Origin of the sequence: Halomonas eurihalina, from assembly GCF_008274785.1 — a bacterium.
GTDB lineage: Bacteria > Pseudomonadota > Gammaproteobacteria > Pseudomonadales > Halomonadaceae > Halomonas > Halomonas eurihalina.
On the sequence record NZ_VTPU01000002.1, the window covers coordinates 85,347 to 108,561 of the forward strand.

Sequence of the window (23,215 nt, forward strand, 5' to 3'; positions counted from 1 at the left end):
GCCGAAACTCGCTTATTCGAGCAAGGGATCATTCAAGATAGGTGTAGCCTTCGAGCCCGGCGGACAGGTCGTGCCGGAACTGGCGTTGTTCGTCGTCACTCAGATCGCTGGCGGCGAGCTGCTCGGCGAGTTGGGTGCGCAGGGTCTCGGCGTCGAAGTTGACGTAAGCGAGTACGTCGGCGACCCGGTCGCCGCGCAGCAGGTGGTCGAAGTGCCACTCGCCATTGGTGTCGAGTGAGGCATCCACCGAGTCGGTGTCGCCGAACAGGTTGTGCAGGTCGCCGAGGATCTCCTGATAGGCGCCGACCAGGAAGAACCCCATCAAGCGCTCTTCGTCCTCGCGCCATTCCGGCAGCGGTAGTGTGGACTCGACCCCCTGGCCGTCGACATAGGCGTCGATGCGACCGTCGCTGTCGCAGGTGATGTCCTGGATCACCGCGCGTCGCGACGGCTCGCGGTCGAGGCCGGAAAGCGGCAGTACCGGGAAGATCTGGTCGATTCCCCAGACATCGGGCACCGACTGAAACAGCGAGAAGTTGACGAACAGCTTGTCGGCGAGCTTTTCGGCTAGCTCGTCATGAATTTCGCGATGGGCGCGATTGCGTGGGTCCAGCCGTTCGCGCAGCCGGGCACAGGCCGCGGAGTAGACGCCTTCACCCTCGGCGCGGGCACCGAGGTCGGCGAGCCCCATGACGAAGCGGTCCTGGAGATCGCTCAGTGCTTGGGTCAACCCATGCCAGGCCTCGACCAGCCCGCGCGGGTCATGCAGGGCGTGCAGCTCATCGTGGATCCGCCATAGTTCGGCCACCTGGGGTTCGGCGTGATTTCGCCTCTCGGGGGCCTGGGTGTCGGGGCGCTCCTCGCCGATCACGTTGGTGATCAACACGGCGTGATGAGCGGTCAGGGCGCGGCCGGACTCGCTGAGCAGATGGGGATGGGGCAGCCCCTCGCTGGCGCAGACCTGGGAAAAGGCCGTGACGACGTTGCGAGCGTACTCGCGCATCGAGTAGTTGATCGAGCAGAAGCTACGCGACCGGGTGCCCTCGTAGTCGATGCCCAGCCCGCCGCCGACGTCCACGGTATCCACCGGCGCGCCCATTGCCAGCAGGTTCTGGTAGAAACGCGCGCATTCGCGCAGGCCGCGCTGGATGTCGTGGATGTTGGCGATCTGCGATCCCAGGTGGAAATGCACCAGTTGCAGGCTGCCCAGGGCATCGGCCTCGCTCAGGCGCTCGACCACCGCCTGGGTCTGGCTGGCGGTGAGGCCGAACTTGGACTTCTCGCCGCCGGTGTTCTGCCACTTGCCCTTGCCCACCGAGGCGAGACGGGCGCGCAGGCCGATGCGCGGCCTGACGCCGAGATGTTCGGCTTCCTCGAGGATCAGCGGCAGCTCGGAGAGCTTTTCCACCACCAGATAGACGCGATGACCGAGGCGTTCGCCCATCAGCGCCAGGCGGATGTATTCGCGGTCCTTGTAGCCGTTGCAGACGATCAGCGAGGGGCCGTCGCCGGATAGCGCGAGGACCGCCAGCAATTCGGGCTTGCTGCCGGCTTCCAGGCCGACGCGGCCCCGGCCGCGCTCCTGGGTGGCGAGGATTTCTTCGACCACGCGGTGCTGTTGATTGACCTTGATGGGATAGACCGCCGTGTAGCCGCCCTCGAAGTCCTCCTCGGTCATGGCGCCGTCGAAGGCAGCGCATAGCTGTTCGACGCGGTCGTGCAGGATGTCGGTGAAACGCACCAGCACCGGCAGGCGCAGGCCCGCCTCGCGAAGTTGGGTCGCCAGCGACGTCAACGGCAGGGCTGGCCCCTCGGCTTCTTCACCGAGCGGGCGCACCAGGGCCTGGCCGGCATCGTCGACGTCGAAGTAGCCGCTGCCCCACTGGTCGATGTTCCAAGTGTGCCGGGCACGATGCGCGGGGCTGGCGACACTGCCCATGGGGACTTTCACGATGCGACCTCGGGCAGTGGCAGGGCACCATCCTCGAGACGCCGCTTGAGAATGGTGCGGAACTGATCGGGATCGTGGGGCGTCAGGTCATGGGCCGGCGGATCCACGTAGACCACCAGCAGGCGCGAGAGCCAGTAGCGCAGGGCCGTCATGCGCAGCATCATCGGCCAGGCATCGCGCTCGGACGTGTTCAGCGGGCGCTGGGCCTGATAGGCGGCGAGGATGGTGGCGTAGCGCTCGGGATCAAGGCGACCGTCGGGCTCGGTGGCCCAGTCGTTGATGACGATGGCCAGGTCGAACAGCAGGTCACCCGTGCAGCCGTTGTAGAAGTCGATCATGCCACCGAGACGGTTGCCGTCGAACAGGGTGTTGTCGCGGAACAGGTCGCCGTGCAGCGCACCCTGCGGCAATTCCGGGGCCTTGTCGAAGAAGCCCTGATAGATTTCCACCTCGTCCATCATCAACGCCTGGTCCTCCGGCGACAGGTAAGCGAGGACCTGATGGTGCATGGGCAGCAGCCAGTGGAGGTCGCGCGGGTTGGGGCGATGGCCGGGGAAGTGCTGCGAGACCTTGTGCATATGGCCCAGGGCATCGCCCAGCGCACGGCACTGGGCCAAGTTGGGATGATGCGGATGCTCCCCCGGCAAGCGCGGGAACAACAGGGCCGGCTTGTCGGCCAGGCTGTGCAGAGCGATACCGTCATGATCGTGCAGAGGGCCAGGCACCGGCAGGCGGTGTTCGTCGAGATAGTCCAGCAATTCGACGAAGAACGGCAGCTCTTCGTGCTCACCCTGCTCGAACAGGGTCAGCACCAGTTCCTGGCGGTCGGTGGTGACGAAGAAGGTGCTGTTCTCCGTGCCGGCAGGCACTCCCTTGACGGCAACCAGCGAGCCGGCATCGAAGCGGCTCAGGAAGGTTGCCACCTGAGCGTCGGTAAGCGGTGTGAATACGGCCATGTGTGTCTCGCGCGGGCTATGCCAAATCGCCTATTGTAGCGGCTTGGTGCGTCGATGCACGAATGCCGGTTGGCGTCCGGCGGTCAGGAATCCTGCTGCACCCACTCGGGAACGCGGATAGTGTCGCCTGCCTGGCGTTCGAAGTTGCCGTCGCCATCCTGGTCGACCAGATGGTAGGCCGGACCGGAGGCGGGGCGGATCTCGATGGCGTAGAGCCTGCCGTTGAGCCGATACTCGCGGATGGTGCGATTCTCTTCCTGACGGGTGGTGATCTCGGGGTCGGGCGATCCGCCGGATTGCGCCAGCGCCGGCGACCCGGCAAGGAGCAGGCCGCCACCGAGCAACAGCACGGCGAACGGACGAAACAGGGACAGCATGGCAACCTCCGGGAGCCTGGGTCATCTCCCCTAGTGTATGCCTTCCGCCGATCGAGGCCTAGGCACTGCCCTAAAAGTGTCTGCGCTCGGTTATACGACGTTGAAAACCCACTCAAAATGCTCATTTACTCCCTGTAAACTCCGCGTTGTCGTGAATTTTCTCCTTGTCTAACCTTCGCTCGTCGACTTTTCAGGTAGCGCCTGGCTCACGGCAAACATCGGCGGCTATGCGTATCATGGGGAATCAGAATTGCGCTTTCTCCCTGGACATCACTTTACTCAGACATCAATGGATGCCGATTCATGGCCGACACCCCCATCGTACTCGTCGACGGTTCTTCCTATCTGTACCGAGCCTTCCACGCCCTGCCGCCGCTGACCACCTCCGAGGGCCAGCCCACCGGCGCGGTCAAGGGCGTGCTCAACATGCTCAAGCGATTGCTCAAGGACTACCCCGACAGCCCCATGGCGGTGGTCTTCGACGCGCCCGGCAAGACCTTCCGCGATGACCTCTACGCTGAATACAAGGCGCAGCGGCCGCCGATGCCGGACGACCTGCGCGCCCAGGTCGAGCCGCTGCACGACTGCGTGCGCGCCCTCGGTCTGCCACTGCTGTGCGTCGAGGGTGTGGAGGCCGACGATGTCATCGGCACCTTGGCCCGTCATGCCACCGAGGCTGGGCGTGACGCCGTAATTTCGACCGGTGACAAGGACATGGCGCAACTGGTCAACGGCCATATCACCCTGGTCAACACCATGAAGGACGAGACCCTCGATACGGCTGGTGTCGAGGCGAAGTTTGGCCTGCCGCCGAGCCTGATCATCGACTTTCTCGCCTTGATGGGCGACAAGGTCGACAACATTCCCGGTGTGCCCGGCGTCGGTGAGAAGACCGCCCTGGGGCTGCTGCAGGGCATGGAGGGTGGCCTGGAAACCGTCTATGCCGATCTCGAGAAGGTCAAGACGCTGAGCTTTCGCGGTGCCAAGACCTTGCCAAAGAAGCTCGAGGAGAATCGCGAGCAGGCCTTTCTCTCCTATGAACTCGCCACCATCAAGACCGACTGCGAGCTGCCGGTCGGGCTCGACGACCTGAACATCGCCCGACCCGATCGCGAAGCGTTGCTCGCCCTCTATCGTCGGCTGGAGTTCAAGAACTGGCTGTCGGAATTGCTGGAAGGTGACGACGAGGGGGGCGACGACGTGGCAGGCGGCACCGCCACGCCCGAAGCGAGCGACACGGCGGATGCCGGTGGCGGCAGCGGGGCGCGTCACGACGTGGTGATCACCGAGCAGGCGGTGCTGGACGAGTGGCTGGCGCGTCTCGCCGACAGCGAGGCGTTCTGCTTCGATCTGGAGACCACCAGCCTCTCCTACATGGAGGCCGACATCGTCGGCGTGGGGCTGGCGCTGGAACCAGGGGAGGCGGCCTACATTCCGCTGGCCCACGATTACCTGGACGCCCCCGAACAGCTCGACCGCCAGGCCGTGCTCGAAGCATTGGCTCCGCTGTGGGCCGATGCCGGCAAGGCCAAGATCGGCCAGAACCTGAAATATGACATCTCGGTGCTGGCGCGCCATGGCTATGAGGTGGCCGGTCCGCTGCACGACACCATGCTCGAATCCTATGTGCTGGATTCCACGGCCACCCGCCACGACATGGACTCCCTGGCCTTGAAGTACCTGGGCGAGAAGACGGTGAGCTTCGAGGAAATCGCCGGCAAGGGGGCCAAGCAGCTCACCTTCAACCAGGTCGCCCTGGAGCAGGCCGCGCCCTACGCTTGCGAGGACGTCGACATCACCCTACGCCTGCACCGCGAACTACGCCCGCGGGTCGAGGGGCAGGGCCGACTGGCCGAGGTGCTCGACAACCTCGAGCGCCCGTTGGTGCGGGTCCTGTCGCGGATGGAGCGCAATGGCGTGGCGCTGGCCCCGGAACGGCTCCACGAGCAGAGCCGGGAACTGGGCGAGCGCATCCGCGAACTCGAGCAGCGCGCCCATGAGCTGGCCGGGCGCGAATTCAACCTCGGCTCGCCCAAGCAGCTGGGCGAGATCCTGTTCGAGGAGCAGAAGATTCCGGTCATCAAGAAGACACCCAAGGGGGCGCCCTCGACCGCCGAGGCCGTGCTCGAGGAACTGGCGCTGGATTATCCGCTGCCCAAGGTGATCATGGAGCATCGTGGTTTTTCCAAACTGCGCTCCACCTACACCGACAAGCTGCCCAAGCTGGTCGACCCTGCGACCGGACGCCTGCATACCAGCTACCACCAGGCGGTCACCGCCACCGGGCGTCTGTCGTCATCCGATCCCAACCTGCAGAACATCCCCATCCGCACCGAACAGGGGCGGCGCATTCGTCAGGCCTTCGTGGCCCGGCCGGGCTATCGGCTCGTTGCCGCCGACTACTCACAGATCGAGCTGCGCATCATGGCGCACCTGTCGGGCGACAAGGGCTTGCTCGACGCCTTCGCCCAGGGCCGCGACATCCACGCCGCCACCGCCGCCGAGGTCTTCGGCGTGGCGCTGGACAAGGTCTCCGGCGAACAGCGGCGCAGCGCCAAGGCGATCAACTTCGGGCTGATCTATGGCATGAGCGCCTGGGGGCTGGGGCGCCAGCTCCACATCGAGCGCAACCAGGCCCAGATCTACATCGACCGCTACTTCGACCGTTATCCCGGCGTGGCCCGCTACATGGAGCGCATCCGCTCCCAGGCGGCGGAGGACGGCTACGTCGAGACCGTCTTCGGCCGACGGCTGCATCTGCCGGAGATCCACTCCCAGAACCGCAATCGTCGCCAGGGCGCCGAGCGCACCGCCATCAACGCCCCGATGCAGGGCACGGCGGCGGATATCATCAAGCGCGCCATGATCGACGTCGACGGCTGGCTGGCCGAAGGCGACATCGACGCCATGATGGTCATGCAGGTCCACGACGAACTGGTCTTCGAGGTCGCGGAAGGCGAGGTCGACGCCTTCATGGACCAGGTCAAGGCTCGCATGGAGAACGCCGCCGAACTCGACGTGGCACTGACCGTCGAGGCGGAAAGCGGTGCCAACTGGGACGAGGCGCACTGAGTCGCCGGAGCTTCAGCCATGGACCTCGCGGCTGTCCGCGGGGGTCTGTTCGCGGTCGTCCATGCCGTAGTCGCGCTCGACCCGGGCGATGCGTAGCCGATAGTCGGCGAATACCGAACGGCGTCCCGCCTGCTGGGCCGCCCGGTGGGCTTCCAGGCGTCGCCATTCGATGACCGCTTGTTCGTCGCGCCAGAAGGACAGCGACAGTAACCGGTCGGCGTCGGCGAGACTCTGGAAGCGTTCGATGGAGATGAACCCATCCACGCCCTCGAGCAGCGGCTTGAGCTCGGCGGCGATGTCCAGATAACGCTGGCGCTGGTCGGGATGCGGTTGAGCTTCGAAGATGACGGCGAGCATGTCGGTTTCTCCTGTGACGATGTGATACGGGGAATGTGGCCATGTTGTGCTGGCATGCGGTCACAGTGAGCCAGTATCGGCGCCTGTCACGGGGAATGATTCGATCGGGGGCGAAATATGGAGACCACGCTGGACGTTGCGGATATCGCACTTTCTCGGGTGGCGACGGCGATCGCTGAGCCGGCCAGGGCCCGCATGCTGTGTGCCTTGATGGATGGACGTGCGCGGACCAGCACCGAACTGGCAGCGATCGCCGGGGTCGGCCCTCCGACGGCCAGCGCCCACTTGGCGCGTCTCACCGAGATGGCCTTGCTGCGGCGGTACCCCCAGGGGCGCCATCGTTACTATGCGTTGGAGGATCCTCGCGTCGCCGAGTCGCTGGAAGGGCTGATGGTCATCGGGCGAGGGGATACGCCGAGCTTCGTACCCAACACGCCGCAGCGCCTGCGCTTCGCCCGGACATGCTATGACCACATGGCCGGTGAGTTGGCGGTGGCGCTCCACGATGCCTGTGTCGGAGCCGGATGGCTGATGCCTGCCGTCGATGCGCAGAGCGACTATCGCCTGTCCGAAGAGGGGGAACGAGCCTTTCTGGACATGGGCGTGGATGTTCGGGCGGTACGCGCCAGTCGCCGTCGTTTTGCCCGTCCCTGCATGGACTGGAGCTCGCGCCGCCCGCACCTGGCGGGGGCCCTGGGAGCGGCCTTGCTGGACCATGCCATCGGCCAGGAATGGGTGAGTCAGGATCTCGATGGTCGGGCCCTTCGCCTGACATCAAGAGGACGGCGAGCCCTGGAGAACCGTTTCAAGATCGAAATACCCGATTGAGGTCAGGGTGCTATGGTGTCAGAGGTGTCTTGGAAGACTGCCGTTCTGCGGTGCCACAGAAACAGCAAGGAGATGAACATGGCAACAATGGCAAGGACCTGGATGGCCGGTGCGGGGATGACGTTGCTGGCGGGTTGCGCGAGCCAGGCTACGCCGGATACGGCAGCGCAGTTGTTCGACTGTGGCGCTTTGAATCAGGCGGTGGAGAGTGCCGAGGGTGGTTTCGACGATATCAAGGGCCGGCTGGACGACACTCGCTTGACGCGCACCTGGGAGACCGACGTGCAGGCCTTCCATGACGCCTGCCTGATCACCTCGGCCCGACGCCCCGATCACTATGCCTGTTTTGGCCGGTTGAAGCTCGACAGCCCGCAGGCGGCCCTGATCCAGGGGGGCGAGGGACTGGCTCGCTGCCTGGGGAAGGACTGGACATCACGGCAACCCTCGGCGGAACGGATCGAGTTCGTACGGAATGCTGCCGGACCGGTTGTGGTGCTGGAGACCTTTCTCAATGACCGCGGTCGCCGTATGGGAACACTGAGCGTGTTCCAAAAGGCCCGGGATGCCGCCCCCATGCCCGGCGATGGCTGAATGATCGGTTCGGTCCCAGCGTGAAACGGCCCGCGACATTGTCGCGGGCCGTTGCTTTCCGGCGGGGGCGCGGGGCTTACCTCCAGCCGACGCGGTCGAAGATCTTGATCGCTTCGGGGTTGTTCTCGCCCAGCTCGCTGACGTTGAGCGAGTCCTTCTTGAAGTCGCCCCAGGATGCCAGGACATCGTCGATCTCCACGCCGTCGACCACGGGGAACTCGTGGTTGCCGGAGGCGAACAGTGCCTGGGCCTCGTCGGAGGAGAGGAATTCCAGGAAGCGCACGGCGTTTTCCGGGTGCGGCGCGCCTTCGACCATGCCGGCACCGCCGACGTTGACGTGAGCGCCACGGCCGTCCTGGTTGGGGAACAGGATCTCGACCTTCTCGGCGGCCTCGCGCTGCGCGTCGTCGTCGGACTTCAGCATGCGCACGTAGTAGTAGTGATTGCCCACGGCCAAGTCGCACTCACCGCTGGCCACGCCGCGAATCTGGTCGCGGTCACCGCCTTCGGGGTCGCGGGCCATGTTGTCAACCACGCCCTGGGCCCAGGCTTCGGCCTGTTCCACGCCGTCGTGGGCGATGAGCGAGGCGAGCAGAGACTGATTGTAGATGTTGTTGGAAGAGCGGATGCAGACCTCGCCCTCGAAGCGCGGGTCGGCCAGGTCTTCGTAGGTGGCGATCTCGTCGGCGTCGACTTCATCGGGGTTGTAGAAGATGGCGCGGATGCGCTGGCTGAAACCGAACCACTTTCCTTCGGGGTGGCGCATGGCGTCGGGCAGGCGCTCGGCCAGTGTTTCGGACTCGACACTGGCGAAAATGCCTTCCTGCTCGGCGCGCCAGAGGCGACCGGCGTCGACGGTCATCATCACGTCGGCGGGGCTGGCTTCGCCTTCACGCTGGATGCGCTGGATGAGCTGGTCGGAATCGCCCTCGAGAACGTTGACCTCGATGCCGGTTTCTTCGGTGAAGGCATCGTAGAGCGCTTGGTCGGAGTCGTAGTGCCGGGCCGAGTAGATGTTGAGCTCATCGGCGGCAGCGCTGGTGGCGAAGGCCGTGCCGGCCAGCAGGGCGGCAAGCGGCATGACGAGTCGCTGGTAATGGGGCATGGAAGACCTCTCAGGGTGTTGGAAATGATTTGTTGATGTTAATGCGTTGCATTTCCTGTCAAGCATTGAAGCGCCTGCCGACGAGGGCGTCAACCTCGGGATGTGCCAAACGTTGACGCAGGCGTTGAGATGACTCGCTGGAAGCACCGTTGAAAATCGCAACCTGTCGAAGACGCTTTCGCGTTACCATGGCGTTCGAGCTTCCCGGACGATGATTGCCATGCAACACGCCCCCCTCCAGACTGCCGTTGCGCCTCCAGAGTCGGAGGTGTCTACTGTCCTGACCATGCAGGACATCCACCATGCGTATGGCCATCACACGGCGGTGGCGGGCATCGACCTGACGGTGCGCGAGGGCGAGGTGGTCTGCCTGCTGGGCCCTTCGGGATGTGGCAAGACCACGCTGTTGCGCATCGTCGCCGGTCTCGAGGTCTTGCAGCGAGGGCACGTCGCCGTCAATGGTTGGGCCCTGGGGCGGCCGCATGTGCCGCCGGAGCGCCGCAATGTCGGCCTGGCCTTCCAGGAGTCGGCATTGTTCCCGCATCTCAACGTGCTCGAGAACGTTACCTTCGGACTGGAAACACTGCCTGCGCGGCGACGCCGTGAGCGCGCCATGGAGCTGCTCGCCCTGCTGGGCATGGAGCGCCATGCCGGCAGCTATCCGCATACCCTATCGGGCGGGCAGCAGCAACGGGTCGCCCTGGCACGAGCCCTGGCGCCGGCGCCAGGTCTGATGCTGCTCGACGAGCCCTTCTCGAGTCTCGACGCGCGGCTCCGCGACCGTATTCGCGACGATACCCTGCACGTCCTCAAGAAGCTGGGGGCGGGCGCCCTGCTGGTGACCCACGATCCCGAGGAGGCGATGTTCATGGCCGACCGCATCGCCCTGATGCGTGACGGCCATATCGTACAGATGGGCACGCCCAGGGAGCTCTACTGCGAGCCGGCCGACCCCTTCGTGGTGAACTTCTTCGACACCGTCAACGAGCTGTTCGGCGAGGTGCGGGGCGGGCGCGTGGCTACGCCGGTGGGCGACGTGGCAGCGCCTGAACTGGCGGAAGGCGAGCAAGCACGGGTGATGATCCGCCCCGAGGCGTTGCGGGTCGAGGCGCTGACGACACCGCCGGCGCCGACCCACAGCCATGTGGTCATGGCCAAGCTGCTGGGGCGAACCAGCCTGCTGCACATCTGCGCCCATGGCGTCGACGGCCACGAGGCGCACCTGCATGCTCGAGTGCCGGGCGTGTTCCTGCCCGAAGAAGGGCAGCCGGTGTCGATTCGCCTGGACCCCTCACAGGTGTTCGTCTTTGCCGCCGGGGCGAGCCCGGCGCATGGCGAGGCTTAGCAGCACCACGGGGATGACGCCCACCGCAACGATGGCCAGCGAGGCGGTGGAGGCCTCGGCGAGGCGCTCGTCGGCGGCCAGGTTGTGAGCGCGTACGGCCAGGGTGTCGAAGTTGAACGGGCGCAGGATGATGGTGGCCGGCAGTTCCTTCATGACATCGACGAAGACCAGGATGGCGGCCGCCAGCAGGCTGCTGCGCATGATCGGCGTATGAACCCGACGCAGGGTGCCGCTGGCGGTCTGGCCCAGGGTGCGGGCCGCCGCGTCCATGTTGGGCGTAACCTTGCCGAGACTGGCCTCCAGGGCATTGAACGACACCGCCAGGAAGCGCACCACATAGGCGTAGATTAGGATGAAGGCTGAGCCGCTGAAGATCAGCCCGGCGATGACGCCATAATGCGCGCGCAGCCAGCCATTGATCTGGTCGTCCAGCCAGGCGAAGGGAATCAGGATGCCCACCGCGACCACCGAGCCGGGCACGGCGTAACCCAGGGCGGCGATGCGGGTGGCGGTGCGCGTCGTCGGCCCCGGATGCAGCCGGGCGCCGTAGCTCAACACCAGGGCCAGGGCCACGGCGACCAGCGCGGCCAACGCTGCCAGCACCAGGCTGTTACCGGCGAACTCGAGAAACCGGGCGCCGAACAGCGAATCCCCGCCCTTGATCGACAGATAGCCCAGCAGGCCACCGGGAATGAGAAAGCCCACCAGCACCGGTATCAGGCAGGCCAGGCAGGCCGCCGTTGCCCGCCAGCCGGTAAGCTGGAACTCCGGCAGGCGCTGATAGCGGCCCGTGGTGTGGAAATAGCGGCGCTTGCCCCGCGAGGCGCGTTCCAGCAGCACCATGACTATCACGAAGGCCAGCAGGCAGGCCGCCAACTGGGCCGCGGCGACCTGCTCGCCCATGCCGAACCAGGTGCGATAGATGCCGGTGGTGAAGGTGTCGACACCGAAGTATTGCACCGCGCCGAATTCGTTGAGGGTCTCCATCAACGCCAGCGACACGCCGCCGACGATGGCTGGACGAGCCAGAGGGATCGCGATGCTGCTGAACAGTCGCCAGGGGCCGCGTCCCAGGGTCCGCCCCACATCCAGCACGCATACCGACTGCTCGAGAAAGGCCGCTCGGGTCAGCATGTAGACATAGGGGTAGAGCACCAGGGTGATCAGGGTCGCCGCTCCGCCCAGGGAACGGATGTTGGGGAAGACGTAGTCGTCCCGCCCCCAGTCGAAGGCCGCTCTCAGCCAGCTCTGCAGCGGGCCGGCATATTGCAGGAAGTCGGTATAGGCGTAGGCGATCACATAGGTCGGCACCGCCAGCGGCAGCAACAGGGCCCACTCGAACAGGCGGCGCCCGGGGAAGCGGCACATCACCACCAACCAGGCTGTGCCGGTGCCGATGATGAAGGTCCCAAGGCCCACCGTGATCACCAGGAACAGCGTGTTGGCCAGATAACGCCCCAGCACGGTGCTGGCCAGGTGGTGCCAGATGCCGTCGGTGGACATGACGATATGCGCGAGCACCACCAGCACCGGAAGCGCCACGATGGCGGCGATTCCCAGGGTCAGCAGGTTCCAGGCATCGAAGCGCAGACCGGGGCGTGCGGCCCGTGCAATGCGTGAAAGGCGGTGGGTGCGGGACAAGGCGAGCGGTCTCCCTGATGGGCGAAGCGGGAGCCGCTAGCATAGCAGCCCTCGCCGCCCGCCGGCATGACGGGCGGCGAGTTCGTCAGTGGCCGAGCAGCAATGCCGGCAGGCCGGTCACCAGGGAGGGGAAGATGGCCAGCAGCACGCAGGCCAGCACGATCAGCGCGCAGAAGGGGATCACCGCCCGGTAGAGATCGACGATCTCGACGCCCTTGGGAGCGACGCCCTTGAGGTAGAAGAGTGCATAGCCGAAGGGTGGGGTGAGGAAGGACGTCTGCAGCACCACGGCCACCATCACCACGAACCACAGCATGTCCACGCCCATCTGCTCGACGATGGGCAGCATGATCGGGAAGCTGAGCAGCACGATGCCGGTCCAGTCCAGGAACATGCCGAGGATGAAGACCAGGAAGAGCATCAGGATCAGCGCCCCGGTGGTACCGCCGGGCATGGCCATGACCACGTCATTGATCACCTGCATGCCGCCGCCGCGCGAGAACACCCCGGTGAAGGCGGTGGCGCCCACCAGCACCAGCATCACCATGGTGGTGGTCTTGCTGGCTTCGATCAGGGTGCGATAGCAGGTGGAGGCCTTGCGATCGCCGAAGATCAGGAAGAGCACGAAGGCGATGGCCACGCCGATGGCCGAGGCCTCGGTGGCGGTGGCGATACCGGTGAACAGCGAGCCCAGCACGCCGAGGATCAGCGCCATGGGTGGCAGCACGTACTTGCCGAGCATGCCCAGCAGTTCGCCGGTGCTGGTGTCGGCGCGCTCCTCGGCGGGCACTGGCGGGCCATAGCTGGGTTTCAGGTAGCAGATCACCAGTACATAGAGGGCGTACATGGCACCCAGCATGACGCCCGGCACCAGGGCACCGGCGAACAGAGCGCCGACCGAGACCGGCGAGTAGCTGGCCATCAGGATCAGCATGATGCTCGGGGGAATCAGGATGCCCAGACAGCCGCTGGCCATGATCACCCCGGTGCTGAGCTCCTTGTTGTAGGAATACTTGAGCATCGGCACCAGGGCGATCATGCCCATCACGGCAATGGAGGCGCCGACGATGCCGGTGGTGGCGGCCAGCAGCACCGAGACGATGACCACCGTCAATGCCAGGCCGCCATGCAGTCGGGCCAGCAGCAGCCGCATGCTTTCGAACATCTTCTCGGTGACGCCAGAGTCGTTGAGAAAGCGCGCCATCAGCACGAAGAGGGGAATGGCCACCAGGACATAGTTGTCCATGGCGTTGCCGTAGATGTTGTTGATCAGGGTGCCGAGCACCTTGACGCCGGGGCCCAGCACGGCGCCCAGCACGGCGACGCCGCCCAGCACGAAGGCCAGCGGATGGCCCATGAACAGGCCGACCAGCAGGCCGCCGAACATGAACAGGGTGAGCATCTCGGCGCTCATGCGGCTTCCTCCTTGCGCAGTTCCTGTATGGCGCGGATCACGACGGCGATGGCCTGGAGCAGGATCAGTACAGCCGTGACGACGATCACGGCCTTCACCGGATAGACGGGGAGGGCCACGATGCCGTAGGTGGTCTCGCTGCGGCTGAAGGAGCGCTCGAAGAAACTCCAGCCGTAGGTGAGCAGCATCCAGATGAAAGGCACGAAGAAGATCAAATAACCGAGAATCTCGAGCGCTGCCTGCTTGCGCCGCGACAGCAGGCGCTTGAGCACGTCGACTTCCACGTGGGCGTGATGGCGCAGCCCAAAGGCGGCCATCAGCATGAAGTGGGCGCCGAACAGCATCTTGGTGACATCGAAAGCCCAATCGCTGGGGCGGCCGATGAAGAAGCGCATGGCGATGTCGTAGACCACGATCAGGGTGATCACGGCGAGCAGTGGGGCGATCAGGCGCCCGAACCCCTCGTTGAGGGCATCAATGGCCCTGGCAATGGCATTCATGGTGAGGATCCCGGCGTAAGTCGGTGTCGACGAGAGCAGACCGATGGAACGGGAGAGCCGCGTGAGGCCCTCCCGTTGCGGTTTACTGCTCCATGCAGGCTTCGATGTCTTCCAGAGCCGGCAGGTTGTCGGTGACTCGGCTCATGTTGTAGGGCACCGAAACGTCACGCCAGTTGGCATAGTTCTCGAGGTAGCTGATCATCGAGTGATAGATCTTGGCATGCATGGGGTCCTCGCAGGCGCCCTGCACGATCACCTCGTTGGTGATGTCCTGGATCTTGGCCAGGTCTTCCTCGGAGAGCTGATTGATGGTGGTGCCGTCCTCGAGGAACTTCACCGTGCCCTCGGTGGATTGCTTCTCGGACCAGGCCAGCGACCAGGCCATGGTGGCGTCGGCGGCGATCTTGAGCTTTTCCTGGGTCTCCTCGGACAGCGCATCCCAGGCATCCTGGTTGATCATCACGCCGAATACGCTGGCGGACTGGTGCCACCCCGGCGTCAGCCAGTAGTCGGCGACCTCGTTGAAGCCGGCCTTGTAGTCCACGCCGGGGGTGGAAAACTCGGCACCATCGACCACGCCGCGCTCGATGGCCTGATAGATCTCGCCGCCGGCGAGCGTCACCTGGGAGCCGCCCAGTTCCTCCAGGACTCGGCCTTGATCGCGGCCGGACAGGCGCAGACGCTTGCCTTCCAGGTCGGCGAGGCTCTCGATGGGCGTGCCGCCGCGGAAACCGGATTCGTTATTGGTGATACCGTAGGGCAGATAGACCATGTTGTACTGGCCGTAGACTTCCTGATAGAGCTCGAAACCACCCCACTGCTGGATCCAGTTCAGGTAATCGACGCCATTGAACAGGCTGGTGGTGGTGGCCAGCGGCGAGAAGGCCGGGCTGCGGCCCGCCCAGTAGCCGGGCCAGTCGCCGGCGGCCTCGATGCTACCGGTCTCGGTGGCATCGAAGACCTCGGTGCCGGGCATCAGGGTGCCGCCGGCACGAAAATCGATCTGCAATTCGTCGCCCGCCAACTGGTTGACCAGCTCGGCCCAATGCCGGTCGATCTGGATCAGGTCCAAGTTGTCCGGCCAGGTGGTGGTCATGGTCCACTGTTCCTGAGCCTGGGCGGAGGTCGCCAGGGTGGCCAGGGCGATGCCGGCGGCCAGGCCGGTGAGAGTGAAGCGTGTCGTCATGAGGGACTCCCTCTGGGACTTGTTGTGGTTGTCGAGAAGAGACGCAGCAAAGAACGTTGCCATCCCGCGATATCCCCGACCAACGGAACGGCGGCAGTCATCAAGCTAGCATGGCTTTTCCGTGATGTTCGATGTACACCATGGTCGTGTTTAACGCCGTTTTGCGGCGGTCGCACATGTCATTAAAGCGAAAGAAAGTCTTTTATATCAGTGAAATGAGTCATTTATGGCATGACTGATGTTGCGTTGCCGCACTACAATCGAGCGTTTAATTACCGGGTTTATTAGACCAAAGTTGATTCATCCAGGAGGCCGACATGCCGCCCGTACACAAGGCCTCTGCGCCGCCTGAGCTGGAAACTTTCCATCGGGAGCTCGTCACGCGGCGCTGGCGGGGACTGCTCTGGCTGAGAGGCGATGCCGAACGCTGTCGTGATCGCGCCCGCGAAGTAGTGTGGGCCAGCGAAGCCTGGCGGGCAGCGCTCTGGGTCGGCCCCGCAGCGCCGGAGGGCATCGAGTCGACGGCATGGCTGCCGGCGAGCAAGGCGCGGACCCGACTCGGCGGAGAGCAGGACCTGGTCGTCTTCGATGCGGTCTCATCGGGGGCCGGGTTCGACCCCGAGGCGTTCGGTGCCCTGTCCGGCACCCTGCGCGCCGGCGGGCTGATGGTGCTGATGACGCCCGCCGACTGGGGCGCGCGGCCCGACGCCGATTACGCTCGGCTGGCCGAGCATCCCTGGCCGCTGGAGAGCTTGTCGTCTCGCTATCTGGCGCGTCTGTCGAGCCTGCTGTCGAATGCACCGGAGGTGGCGCGTTGGCCCGCTGAGGCCGTGCCGGAGATACCGACGCTGGCATTGGCTCCCCGGCAAGCGGCGGCGCCGTCGGACCCGGCGTGCCTCACACCAGACCAGGCCGATGCCGTGGCGCGGCTGGTGAGTCTGCGTCGCCGCCGCCCGTTGGTGATCACCGCCGACCGGGGGCGCGGCAAGACGGCGGCCCTGGGAATTGCCTGTGCCCGTCTGCTGGCGCGAGGCATCGAGGAGATCCTGGTCACGGCGCCGCGTCCATCGGCGGTGGCGGGGCTCTTCGAGCGACTGGCGGTGCTGTGCCCCGAGGGCGCGCGTCGGGGCAATCGCTTCGAGGTCGAAGGCGGATGCGTGAGCTTTCTGGCGCCGGATGAACTGCAGTCGCGGATCGAGCGCGGCGAGGCTGGCGGTGCGGGGCGCTGGCTGCTGGTGGACGAGGCCGCGGCGATTCCCGCCGGGCTGCTGGGCGGCTGGCTCGAGGCCTTCCCGCGTATCGCCTTCGCCACCACCGTGCACGGCTACGAGGGCGCGGGGCGTGGCTTCGCGCTGCGTTTCCGGGAGCAACTGACCCGCGTCGCGCCGGATTGGCGGGAGGTTCATCTGGCCACCCCGGTGCGCTGGGCCGAGGGCGACCCCCTGGAGGCGTTGACCTCGCGCCTGCTGATGCTCGATGCGGAGCCGGATAGCAGCGATAGCGGCCAGCCGGGGACAGTGAGCCGGCAGCGCGAGTCTCGTCGTGCCCTGGCCGTCGACGAGCCGCGCCTGCGCGCCATCTTCGGGCTGCTGGTGCAGGCCCATTACCGCACCACGCCAGGGGACCTGCGACGGCTGCTGGATGCGCCGGCGACCCGCATCGCCAGCCTGTCGGGCGATGCTGGCGTCGCGGCGGTGGCGGTCACCAGCGACGAGGGCGGCTTCGACGTCGAACTTGCCGAGCGCGTGGCGCGTGGCGAACGGCGTCCTCGTGGACACCTGCTCGCCCAGTCGCTGGCAGCTCATGCCGGCGAGCGTGAGGCACTGACGGCTCGACTTCGCCGCATCCTGCGCATCGCCGTGGTGCCGCAGTGTCGTCGTCAGGGCCTGGGAGCGCGCTTGCTGGCGGCCGAGCTGGCCGATGCCGAGGCGGAGGGCATCGATCTGCTCGGGGCGAGCTTCGGCGCCGAGCCGGGGTTGCTGGCCTTCTGGCAGGCCCAGGGATTCCGAGTGGTGCGCCTTGGCCTGACCCGTGAGACGTCCACTGGCGAGCACGCCTTGATGATGGTGCGACCGCTCAGTGACCAGGGCGGAGCCCTGGTGGCCCGCCTGATACATCGCTTCCATCGGCAACTGCCCAGCCTGCTGGCCTTCGAGCTGTCTGAACTCGAACCGCTGGTGGCGCTGGCGCTGCTCGGCGAGCGCCCCACCGAATCGCTGTCGCTAGAGGACCGCCGGGACCTCGACGATGTGGCCTACGGACATCGCGACCCGGCCATGGCCAGGCCGGCCATGCAGGCGCTGATTGCTGCCGTTGCCCCGCATGGCCAGGGCGACCCCGAGCTGGCCATGTTGGCTGCCTGGGCCTTTCAGGGACGTGCCGACGACTGGCTCGCCCGGCGGCTGTCGCTCAGCGGCGCCCGGCAGGTCGATGCCTGGCGGCGGCGCGGTGTCGCCAGGTGGCTCGAAGCGGCTAACCTTTCCAAGAATGAGGACGGTCGGTAGAGTCTCCGGGTCAATCACGATACAGAAGCGCCATGAACTCACATCTCGAGCAACTCGCGCCGCGCCCGCTGTGGCGCCATTTCCGCACCCTGTGCGACACCCCGCGTCCTTCCGGCCATGAAGCGGCCCTGGTGGCGCACCTCGAAGCCTGGGCCGATGAGCTCGGCCTGGCACACGATCGCGACGCTTTCGGCAACCTGCGAATCCGCAAGCCGGCCAGTCCCGGCCACGAGAAGGCGCCGGGCGTGATCCTGCAGGGGCACCTGGACATGGTCGCCCAGGCCAACGCCGATCACCCCCACGACTTCACCCGCGATCCCATCGCGACCTATGTGGAGGACGGCTGGTTGCATGCGCGGGACACCACCCTGGGGGCCGACAATGGCATGGGCGTGGCGGCGGCGCTGGCGATCCTGGAGGACGACGACCTCGTGCACGGTCCGCTCGAGGCGCTGTTCACCCTGGAGGAAGAGTCCTCTATGGGCGGTGCCTTGAACCTGGCGGAAGACTGGCTCGAGGGGGAGATCCTGCTCAACCTCGACTCCGAGGACCGTGGCCAGGTCTACATCGGCTGCGCCGGTGGTGCCGATGTCTTGGTGGATGCACAGCTGCCCACCACCGCGCTGAATGAAGACGAAGTGTTGATGCACCTCGCCCTGACCGGCCTGACCGGCGGGCACTCCGGCCTCGACATCGACAAGGGGCGTGGCAACGCCAATCGCCTGCTGGTGCGGGCGTTGCGTCGCCTCGAGGAGTGCGACGCGCGCCTGGTCGACTACCACGGCGGCACCCTGCGCAATGCCCTGCCGCGCGAGGCCTTCGCCACCCTGGCGTTGCCCGCCGAGGAGTTGGACGCCGCGCAAATGCGCCTGGCGGCCCTGGAGGAGGTGTTGCGCGACGAGCTGGCCGGAGTCGATGATGGTCTGCGTCTGGCACTGAGCCCCGGCGACGCCGACGATGCGACGGCCCTGACCCACGATGCCAGTCGCCTGCTGATCAATGCCCTGCATGTGGCGCCCTGTGGCGTCGAGCGCATGAGCACCGCCGTGCCGGGCGTGGTGGAAACCTCCAACAACCTTGGCGTAGTGAGCCTGGAAGGCGGGCGTTTTCACCTGTGCGCCCTGGTGCGTTCGCTGCGCGACAGCGCCTGTGTCGACATCGCCGATCGCTTCCACGCACTGTTCGATCTGATCGGTGCGCGCACCCGGGTCGAGAATGCCTATCCCGGCTGGACGCCGGCGCCCGATAGCCCGCTGCTGGCACGTTTCTGCGCCCTTCACCGCGACCGGCTGGGGGTGGATCCGGCCGTCAAGGTGATCCACGCAGGCCTTGAGTGCGGCATCCTCGGCGCCAAGTACCCGGCCCTGTCGATGATCTCCTTCGGCCCGTTGATTCGTGGCGCGCACTCGCCGGACGAGCGCGTGGAGATCGACTCGGTGTCGGAGTTCTGGGGCATGCTGCGGGCCCTGGTCGAGGACCTGGCGAGCCCGGCAGCTTGAGGGAGGCGGTATGAACGAGGCATGGCTCGCGGAGTCCGCCTGGGCGCTGCCGCTCGGGCTGGGCGTGCTGGCGCTGGTGAGCCTGGCCTGGGGAATCGGCCAACGCCGTCGTCATGTGGCTGTCAGTGCCCGCCTGGCCGAACGCGATGCCGCCGTGGCGCGGCTCGAGCAGGAACTGACCCAGAGTGACGCCCAATTGGATGGCTGTCGGGAGCGGCTGGCCAGTGTCGAGACGACGCTCGAGCAGGCCCAGGGGCAACTGGCCGAGCAGCGCGAGCGGGCGGCGCGCCTGGAGACGGAACGCGAACAGACCGCATTGCGGCACCGCGAGCAACTGGCATTGCTGGAGGAGACGCGCGAGCGCCTCAAGGACGAATTCCACCAACTCGCCGGCCAAGTCTTCGACGAGCGACAGCGCACCTACAGCGCCCAGAGTCGCGAGAGCCTCGAAGCCTTGCTCAAGCCGTTCCGCGAGCAGGTCGACCACTTCCGTCAGCGCGTCGAGGAACTGCACGGCCAGGAGCAGCGAGAGCGGGGCTCGCTCAAGGCCCATCTGGATCAGCTCGCCGGTCTCAATGCCAAACTCGGCGAAGAGGCAGCTGGGCTGGCCCGGGCACTCAAGGGCGACCAGAAGGCCCAGGGCAATTGGGGGGAGCTGATCCTCGAGCGGGTGCTGGAGCGCAGTGGCCTGCGCCGCGATATCGAATACCGGCGTGAGGTGACGCTGCACGACGAACAGGGGCGGCGGCGCCCCGATGCGATCATCTACCTGCCGGAAGAGCGCCACCTGATCGTCGATGCCAAGGTATCGCTCAGCGCCTGGACTCGAGTGGTCAACGCCGAGGACGAGGCCGAGCGGGAAGCGGCGATGCGCGATCACCTGCAGTCGCTGCGCTCGCACGTTCAGGGTCTGGCAGCCAAGGACTACCCGCACCTGTCGACGCTGCGCTCCCCGGACTTCGTGTTCCTCTTCGTACCGGTGGAGCCGGCTTTCGCGGCGGCCTTCGAGCGCGACCCGACCCTCTTCCAGGAGGCCTTCGACAAGCAAGTGGTGATGGTCACGCCGACCACCCTGCTGGCCAGCCTGCGTACCGTGGCGGGCCTGTGGAGCCTGGAACGGCAGAACGAAAACGCCCGCTTGATTGGCGAGCGTGCCGAGCGCCTGCTGGGCAAGTTCAGTGGCTTCGTCGAGAGCCTGAACGAGGTAGGGCGGCACCTAGAACGCGCCGGAGACAGCCATCGACGCGCCATGCGGCGGTTGTCGACGGGGCAGGGCAGCCTGGTGGCCCAGGCCCGCGAACTCGAGCGCCTGGGCGTACGCATGAAGAAACCGCTGCCCGACGACCTGGTGCGTGCCGCCGACGGCGAAGCGCCGGAGGCATCCCCCGAACGCAACGACGCCGCCCCGAAAGGCGGCGACGATGATCAAGACCGGTGATGGTCGAGACCGGATCCAGGGAAATCGTGTTCCCCGAACCTTTTGGATACAGGAAGTGCTGCTTTATGTCGTGAGCGACGATAGGCTGGCCGCCGCCGGAACGGAATAACCGCAGTTTACTGATCGTAAATGAGGATTATGAGTACCGCCGGCGGTCAGGGTATCGAGCGCAACAATAAATCAGTGCTTCCTCAGCCGAGATAGGCGTTCAACATCCAAATCGTCTTCTCCTGCTCGCGAATATAATCGCTGACCAGAGAAGACGTACCCTCGTCGTCGGCGTCGGAAGCCAGCGACAGGAGCTCGCGCTGCAGCTCGATCAGCGTCTGGTAACCCTTGACCACACCGCGCACGCAGGCTTCGCCGTCATGAACGCTCTTCTCTTCCTCGATGCTGGCAAGGCGGAAGTAGTCGCTGTAGGCATGCACCGGCTGATGGCCGAGGGTCAGGATACGTTCGGCGACCTCGTCGACCTTGGTCAGCAGGTCGGTGTAGAACTCCTCGAACTTGGTGTGCAGCTCGAAGAAGTTCTCGCCCTTCACGTTCCAGTGATAGCCGCGCACGTTCATGTAGAAGATCTGGTAGTTGGCCAGCAGGGCGTTGAGCCGTTCGGCCAGTTGGCTGGCACTGCCTGAATGCAGGCCGATGCTGTTGGTGTCGCTCATGCGAATGCCTCCTTGATTCGTGTTGGGCCAGTATAGGCTTGGGGGCGGCGGCCGTGAAAAGAATTTCCTGCATGGCCACCATAGCGCTGTTTGATGACATGCGGGCGACGTTGCAGAGCTTCAAGTGGGGTGGCTGCTAAACTGTTGCAGAGACACCAAGGAGTGATGCGCATGGCTAGCGGATACTGGAAGGCCTGGCTGATGGCCCCATTCATGGCCCTGGCCGGTTGTCAGGCGACGCCTACCTACATGCCGCAGGCCGAGCCGGCGCCCGCTGCCGCTTGCCAATGGCCGGTGGCGGCAGATACGCCACCCGTGACGTTGGTGCGGGTGGTCGAGGCACTGGAGAACCGGGATTTCCTGGTGCGCGATACCGATACTTCCCTGGGGCTAGTCAGCGCCGAGCGTGCCGAGCGCACGATCTACCACAATTCCGTCGACCCCGAGCCGCGCCTCGGCGGCTTTTTGTTCGGGGGCAGTGGAGGCCGCATGTCATCCGGCATGGGGCTGGGCATCGGCTTCGGCGGTGGAGGTTGGTCCTCCGAGGAAGCGACCCGGATCGAACGTGTCTCGGTGGTGGTCGGCAGCGAGTCGGTGAGGGTGTCGCGCGACGTGCAGCTTTATGACTGGCGCGGCCAGTTGCGGCAAACGCGCACCGCCAGCGACGCGGCGTTCTGTCACGAGCTGCGCGATGCGATCACCGCCGTGGAGGCGTCGTCATGAGACGTTGGCTGCTGGGGTTCGTCTTGACGGTGACACTGGGAGGTTGCGCGAGCATGGCGCCACCCGCGCCCGCCGAACCCGCCACGGGAAATGTGCCGGGCTCGGTGGTCGAGGTGCTGGACGAGTCCATGGCCCTGCTGATGGAGAGCGGTTATGTGATTCGCCACGCCGACGCCGACCTGGGACGTGTCGAGGCTATACTCGGGCGTTGGCCCGGTTACCGGGTTCGCCTCGAGGTACAGCCTGCCGAGCGCGGTAGCCGGGTCGAGATGACGGCCCTGCGAGGTGGTTATCCCCTGCCGCCGGACCTGCTCGAACCCTGGTTGATGACGCTGCGCTCGCGGCTGGGTAGTGGGCTCTAGGTGGCGGTTTCCCAATCGATGGCTTCCAGCTCGGCGAGCAGTAGGTCGCGCATGGTGGCCAGTTCGTCCAGGTCATAGGGTGTGGCCTGGCCATGGCCCCAGACCGGCGCCGGCCAGGCCGCATCGTCATGGCGACGCAGGATCACATGCAGATGGAGTTGAGCGACCACATTGCCCAGGGTGGCGATGTTGAGCTTGTCGCCCGACAGGCACTGCTTCAGTACGCTTCCCACCAGGGTCGCTTCTCGCCAGAACTGGCGCTGGTCGGCCTCGTCGAGTTCGATGACTTCGCTGACGCCAGCACGACGCGGCACCAGCACCAGCCAGGGGAAGCGGGCATCGTCCATCAGTCGCAACTGACAGAGCGGGAGTTCGGTGACGGGATAAGTGTCGTCGACCAGGCGGGCGTCCGGTTCGAAATCCGGCATGAAGGGCTCCTTGACGTCGTCGGTATGTACCCAGCATGCCATAGCCCCCTCGCGAGGGGGATGGGGCGAAGGTGATAGGGTGAAGGTGATAGGGCGAAGGTAATAGGGCGTGGGGATCGCTCAAAGGGGCTGTGCCAGGCGTTCGATCCTGCTAGATTAAAGGCGTCGCATCCCGACCCGGAAACACAGCGAGGCGCGGCATGGCGCCGCCATGTCAGAGGGGCCGGGTGCCTCGACGGTCGTTTCCCCTACCCAGCCGTAACAAGGAGAGCC

At 65.7% G+C, this 23,215-nt stretch carries 20 protein-coding genes; 9 read left to right on the plus strand and 11 right to left on the minus strand.

Going from position 1 to position 23,215, the window contains the following annotated elements; all coding sequences use genetic code 11:
• Nucleotides 1–28: 28 nt before the first annotated feature.
• The 3 genes from speA to FZZ93_RS03365 all read right to left on the minus strand — a co-directional run bounded on the left by speA (nt 29) and on the right by FZZ93_RS03365 (nt 3,284).
• Nucleotides 29–1,939, minus strand: a complete 1,911-nt coding sequence (gene speA, locus FZZ93_RS03355; protein ID WP_149321049.1) for a biosynthetic arginine decarboxylase — start codon at nt 1,937–1,939, stop codon at nt 29–31.
• A gap of 8 nt (nt 1,940–1,947) precedes the next feature.
• Nucleotides 1,948–2,907: a homoserine kinase gene (locus tag FZZ93_RS03360; protein ID WP_149320919.1), complete on the minus strand. Its 960-nt coding sequence runs from the start codon at nt 2,905–2,907 to the stop codon at nt 1,948–1,950.
• An 83-nt stretch (nt 2,908–2,990) separates the two neighbouring features.
• Nucleotides 2,991–3,284, minus strand: coding sequence for a DUF2782 domain-containing protein (locus FZZ93_RS03365; RefSeq protein ID WP_149320920.1), 294 nt, complete (start codon nt 3,282–3,284; stop codon nt 2,991–2,993).
• A 303-nt stretch (nt 3,285–3,587) separates the two neighbouring features.
• Between FZZ93_RS03365 and polA the strand changes: the two genes are divergently transcribed.
• Nucleotides 3,588–6,356 carry a DNA polymerase I gene (polA, locus tag FZZ93_RS03370; RefSeq protein ID WP_149320921.1) on the plus strand — a complete coding sequence of 923 codons (2,769 nt, stop codon included), beginning with the start codon at nt 3,588–3,590 and terminating at the stop codon, nt 6,354–6,356.
• A gap of 12 nt (nt 6,357–6,368) precedes the next feature.
• Here polA and FZZ93_RS03375 read toward each other — a convergent pair whose 3' ends face one another.
• Nucleotides 6,369–6,713 carry an antibiotic biosynthesis monooxygenase family protein gene (locus tag FZZ93_RS03375; protein ID WP_149320922.1) on the minus strand — a complete coding sequence of 115 codons (345 nt, stop codon included), beginning with the start codon at nt 6,711–6,713 and terminating at the stop codon, nt 6,369–6,371.
• 117 nt (nt 6,714–6,830) lie between these two features.
• Here FZZ93_RS03375 and FZZ93_RS03380 point away from each other — a divergent pair, with 117 nt between their 5' ends.
• Together FZZ93_RS03380 and FZZ93_RS03385 are read left to right on the plus strand one after the other, a co-directional pair.
• The gene (locus tag FZZ93_RS03380; RefSeq protein ID WP_149320923.1) at nt 6,831–7,541 is read left to right on the plus strand and encodes an ArsR/SmtB family transcription factor; all 711 of its coding nucleotides are present in this window, start codon (nt 6,831–6,833) and stop codon (nt 7,539–7,541) included.
• Nucleotides 7,542–7,619: 78 nt separating this feature from the next.
• Nucleotides 7,620–8,132 carry a hypothetical protein gene (locus FZZ93_RS03385; protein WP_149320924.1) on the plus strand — a complete coding sequence of 171 codons (513 nt, stop codon included), beginning with the start codon at nt 7,620–7,622 and terminating at the stop codon, nt 8,130–8,132.
• Between the two features lie 76 nt (nt 8,133–8,208).
• Here the strand turns inward: FZZ93_RS03385 and FZZ93_RS03390 are convergent, their stop codons facing one another.
• On the minus strand, nt 8,209–9,237 hold the full coding sequence (locus tag FZZ93_RS03390) for a Fe(3+) ABC transporter substrate-binding protein (protein WP_149320925.1): 1,029 nt from the start codon (nt 9,235–9,237) through the stop codon (nt 8,209–8,211).
• A 286-nt stretch (nt 9,238–9,523) separates the two neighbouring features.
• On the opposite strand from FZZ93_RS03390, the gene FZZ93_RS03395 reads away from it, so the two are divergent.
• Entirely contained in the window at nt 9,524–10,582 is a 1,059-nt protein-coding gene (locus FZZ93_RS03395; protein WP_407650237.1) for an ABC transporter ATP-binding protein, read from the plus strand.
• Here FZZ93_RS03395 and FZZ93_RS03400 read toward each other — a convergent pair.
• The 4 genes from FZZ93_RS03400 to dctP all read right to left on the minus strand — a co-directional run bounded on the left by FZZ93_RS03400 (nt 10,529) and on the right by dctP (nt 15,323).
• On the minus strand, nt 10,529–12,196 hold the full coding sequence (locus FZZ93_RS03400) for an ABC transporter permease (protein WP_187774455.1): 1,668 nt from the start codon (nt 12,194–12,196) through the stop codon (nt 10,529–10,531). The genes FZZ93_RS03395 and FZZ93_RS03400 overlap by 54 nt on opposite strands.
• A gap of 112 nt (nt 12,197–12,308) precedes the next feature.
• Entirely contained in the window at nt 12,309–13,637 is a 1,329-nt protein-coding gene (locus FZZ93_RS03405) for a TRAP transporter large permease (protein WP_149320928.1), read from the minus strand.
• Complete coding sequence (locus FZZ93_RS03410) at nt 13,634–14,137, minus strand: TRAP transporter small permease subunit (protein ID WP_149320929.1); 504 nt, start codon at nt 14,135–14,137, stop codon at nt 13,634–13,636. The genes FZZ93_RS03405 and FZZ93_RS03410 overlap by 4 nt, the downstream gene beginning before the upstream one ends.
• An 82-nt stretch (nt 14,138–14,219) precedes the next feature.
• Nucleotides 14,220–15,323: a TRAP transporter substrate-binding protein DctP gene (dctP, locus tag FZZ93_RS03415; protein ID WP_149320930.1), complete on the minus strand. Its 1,104-nt coding sequence runs from the start codon at nt 15,321–15,323 to the stop codon at nt 14,220–14,222.
• A gap of 317 nt (nt 15,324–15,640) precedes the next feature.
• Between dctP and FZZ93_RS03420 the strand changes: the two genes are divergently transcribed.
• From FZZ93_RS03420 to FZZ93_RS03430, 3 genes are read left to right on the plus strand one after another with little or no spacing between them, the layout of a single operon-like run.
• Complete coding sequence (locus FZZ93_RS03420) at nt 15,641–17,827, plus strand: tRNA(Met) cytidine acetyltransferase TmcA (protein WP_149320931.1); 2,187 nt, start codon at nt 15,641–15,643, stop codon at nt 17,825–17,827.
• A 32-nt stretch (nt 17,828–17,859) separates the two neighbouring features.
• Nucleotides 17,860–19,326: an aminoacyl-histidine dipeptidase gene (locus tag FZZ93_RS03425; protein ID WP_149320932.1), complete on the plus strand. Its 1,467-nt coding sequence runs from the start codon at nt 17,860–17,862 to the stop codon at nt 19,324–19,326.
• A gap of 10 nt (nt 19,327–19,336) precedes the next feature.
• On the plus strand, nt 19,337–20,764 hold the full coding sequence (locus FZZ93_RS03430) for a DNA recombination protein RmuC (RefSeq protein ID WP_149320933.1): 1,428 nt from the start codon (nt 19,337–19,339) through the stop codon (nt 20,762–20,764).
• Between the two features lie 191 nt (nt 20,765–20,955).
• Here FZZ93_RS03430 and FZZ93_RS03435 read toward each other — a convergent pair whose 3' ends face one another.
• A complete protein-coding gene (locus tag FZZ93_RS03435; RefSeq protein ID WP_149320934.1) occupies nt 20,956–21,429 on the minus strand; it encodes a Dps family protein in 474 nt (157 codons plus the stop codon).
• Nucleotides 21,430–21,600: 171 nt separating this feature from the next.
• Here FZZ93_RS03435 and FZZ93_RS03440 point away from each other — a divergent pair, with 171 nt between their 5' ends.
• The gene (locus FZZ93_RS03440; protein ID WP_149320935.1) at nt 21,601–22,152 is read left to right on the plus strand and encodes a hypothetical protein; all 552 of its coding nucleotides are present in this window, start codon (nt 21,601–21,603) and stop codon (nt 22,150–22,152) included.
• Nucleotides 22,149–22,514: a hypothetical protein gene (locus FZZ93_RS03445; RefSeq protein ID WP_149320936.1), complete on the plus strand. Its 366-nt coding sequence runs from the start codon at nt 22,149–22,151 to the stop codon at nt 22,512–22,514. The genes FZZ93_RS03440 and FZZ93_RS03445 overlap by 4 nt, the downstream gene beginning before the upstream one ends.
• On the opposite strand, the gene FZZ93_RS03450 is transcribed toward FZZ93_RS03445, so the two are convergent.
• On the minus strand, nt 22,511–22,942 hold the full coding sequence (locus FZZ93_RS03450; protein ID WP_187774453.1) for an HIT domain-containing protein: 432 nt from the start codon (nt 22,940–22,942) through the stop codon (nt 22,511–22,513). The two genes, FZZ93_RS03445 and FZZ93_RS03450, sit on opposite strands and share 4 nt — an antisense overlap.
• Nucleotides 22,943–23,215: the final 273 nt, after the last annotated feature.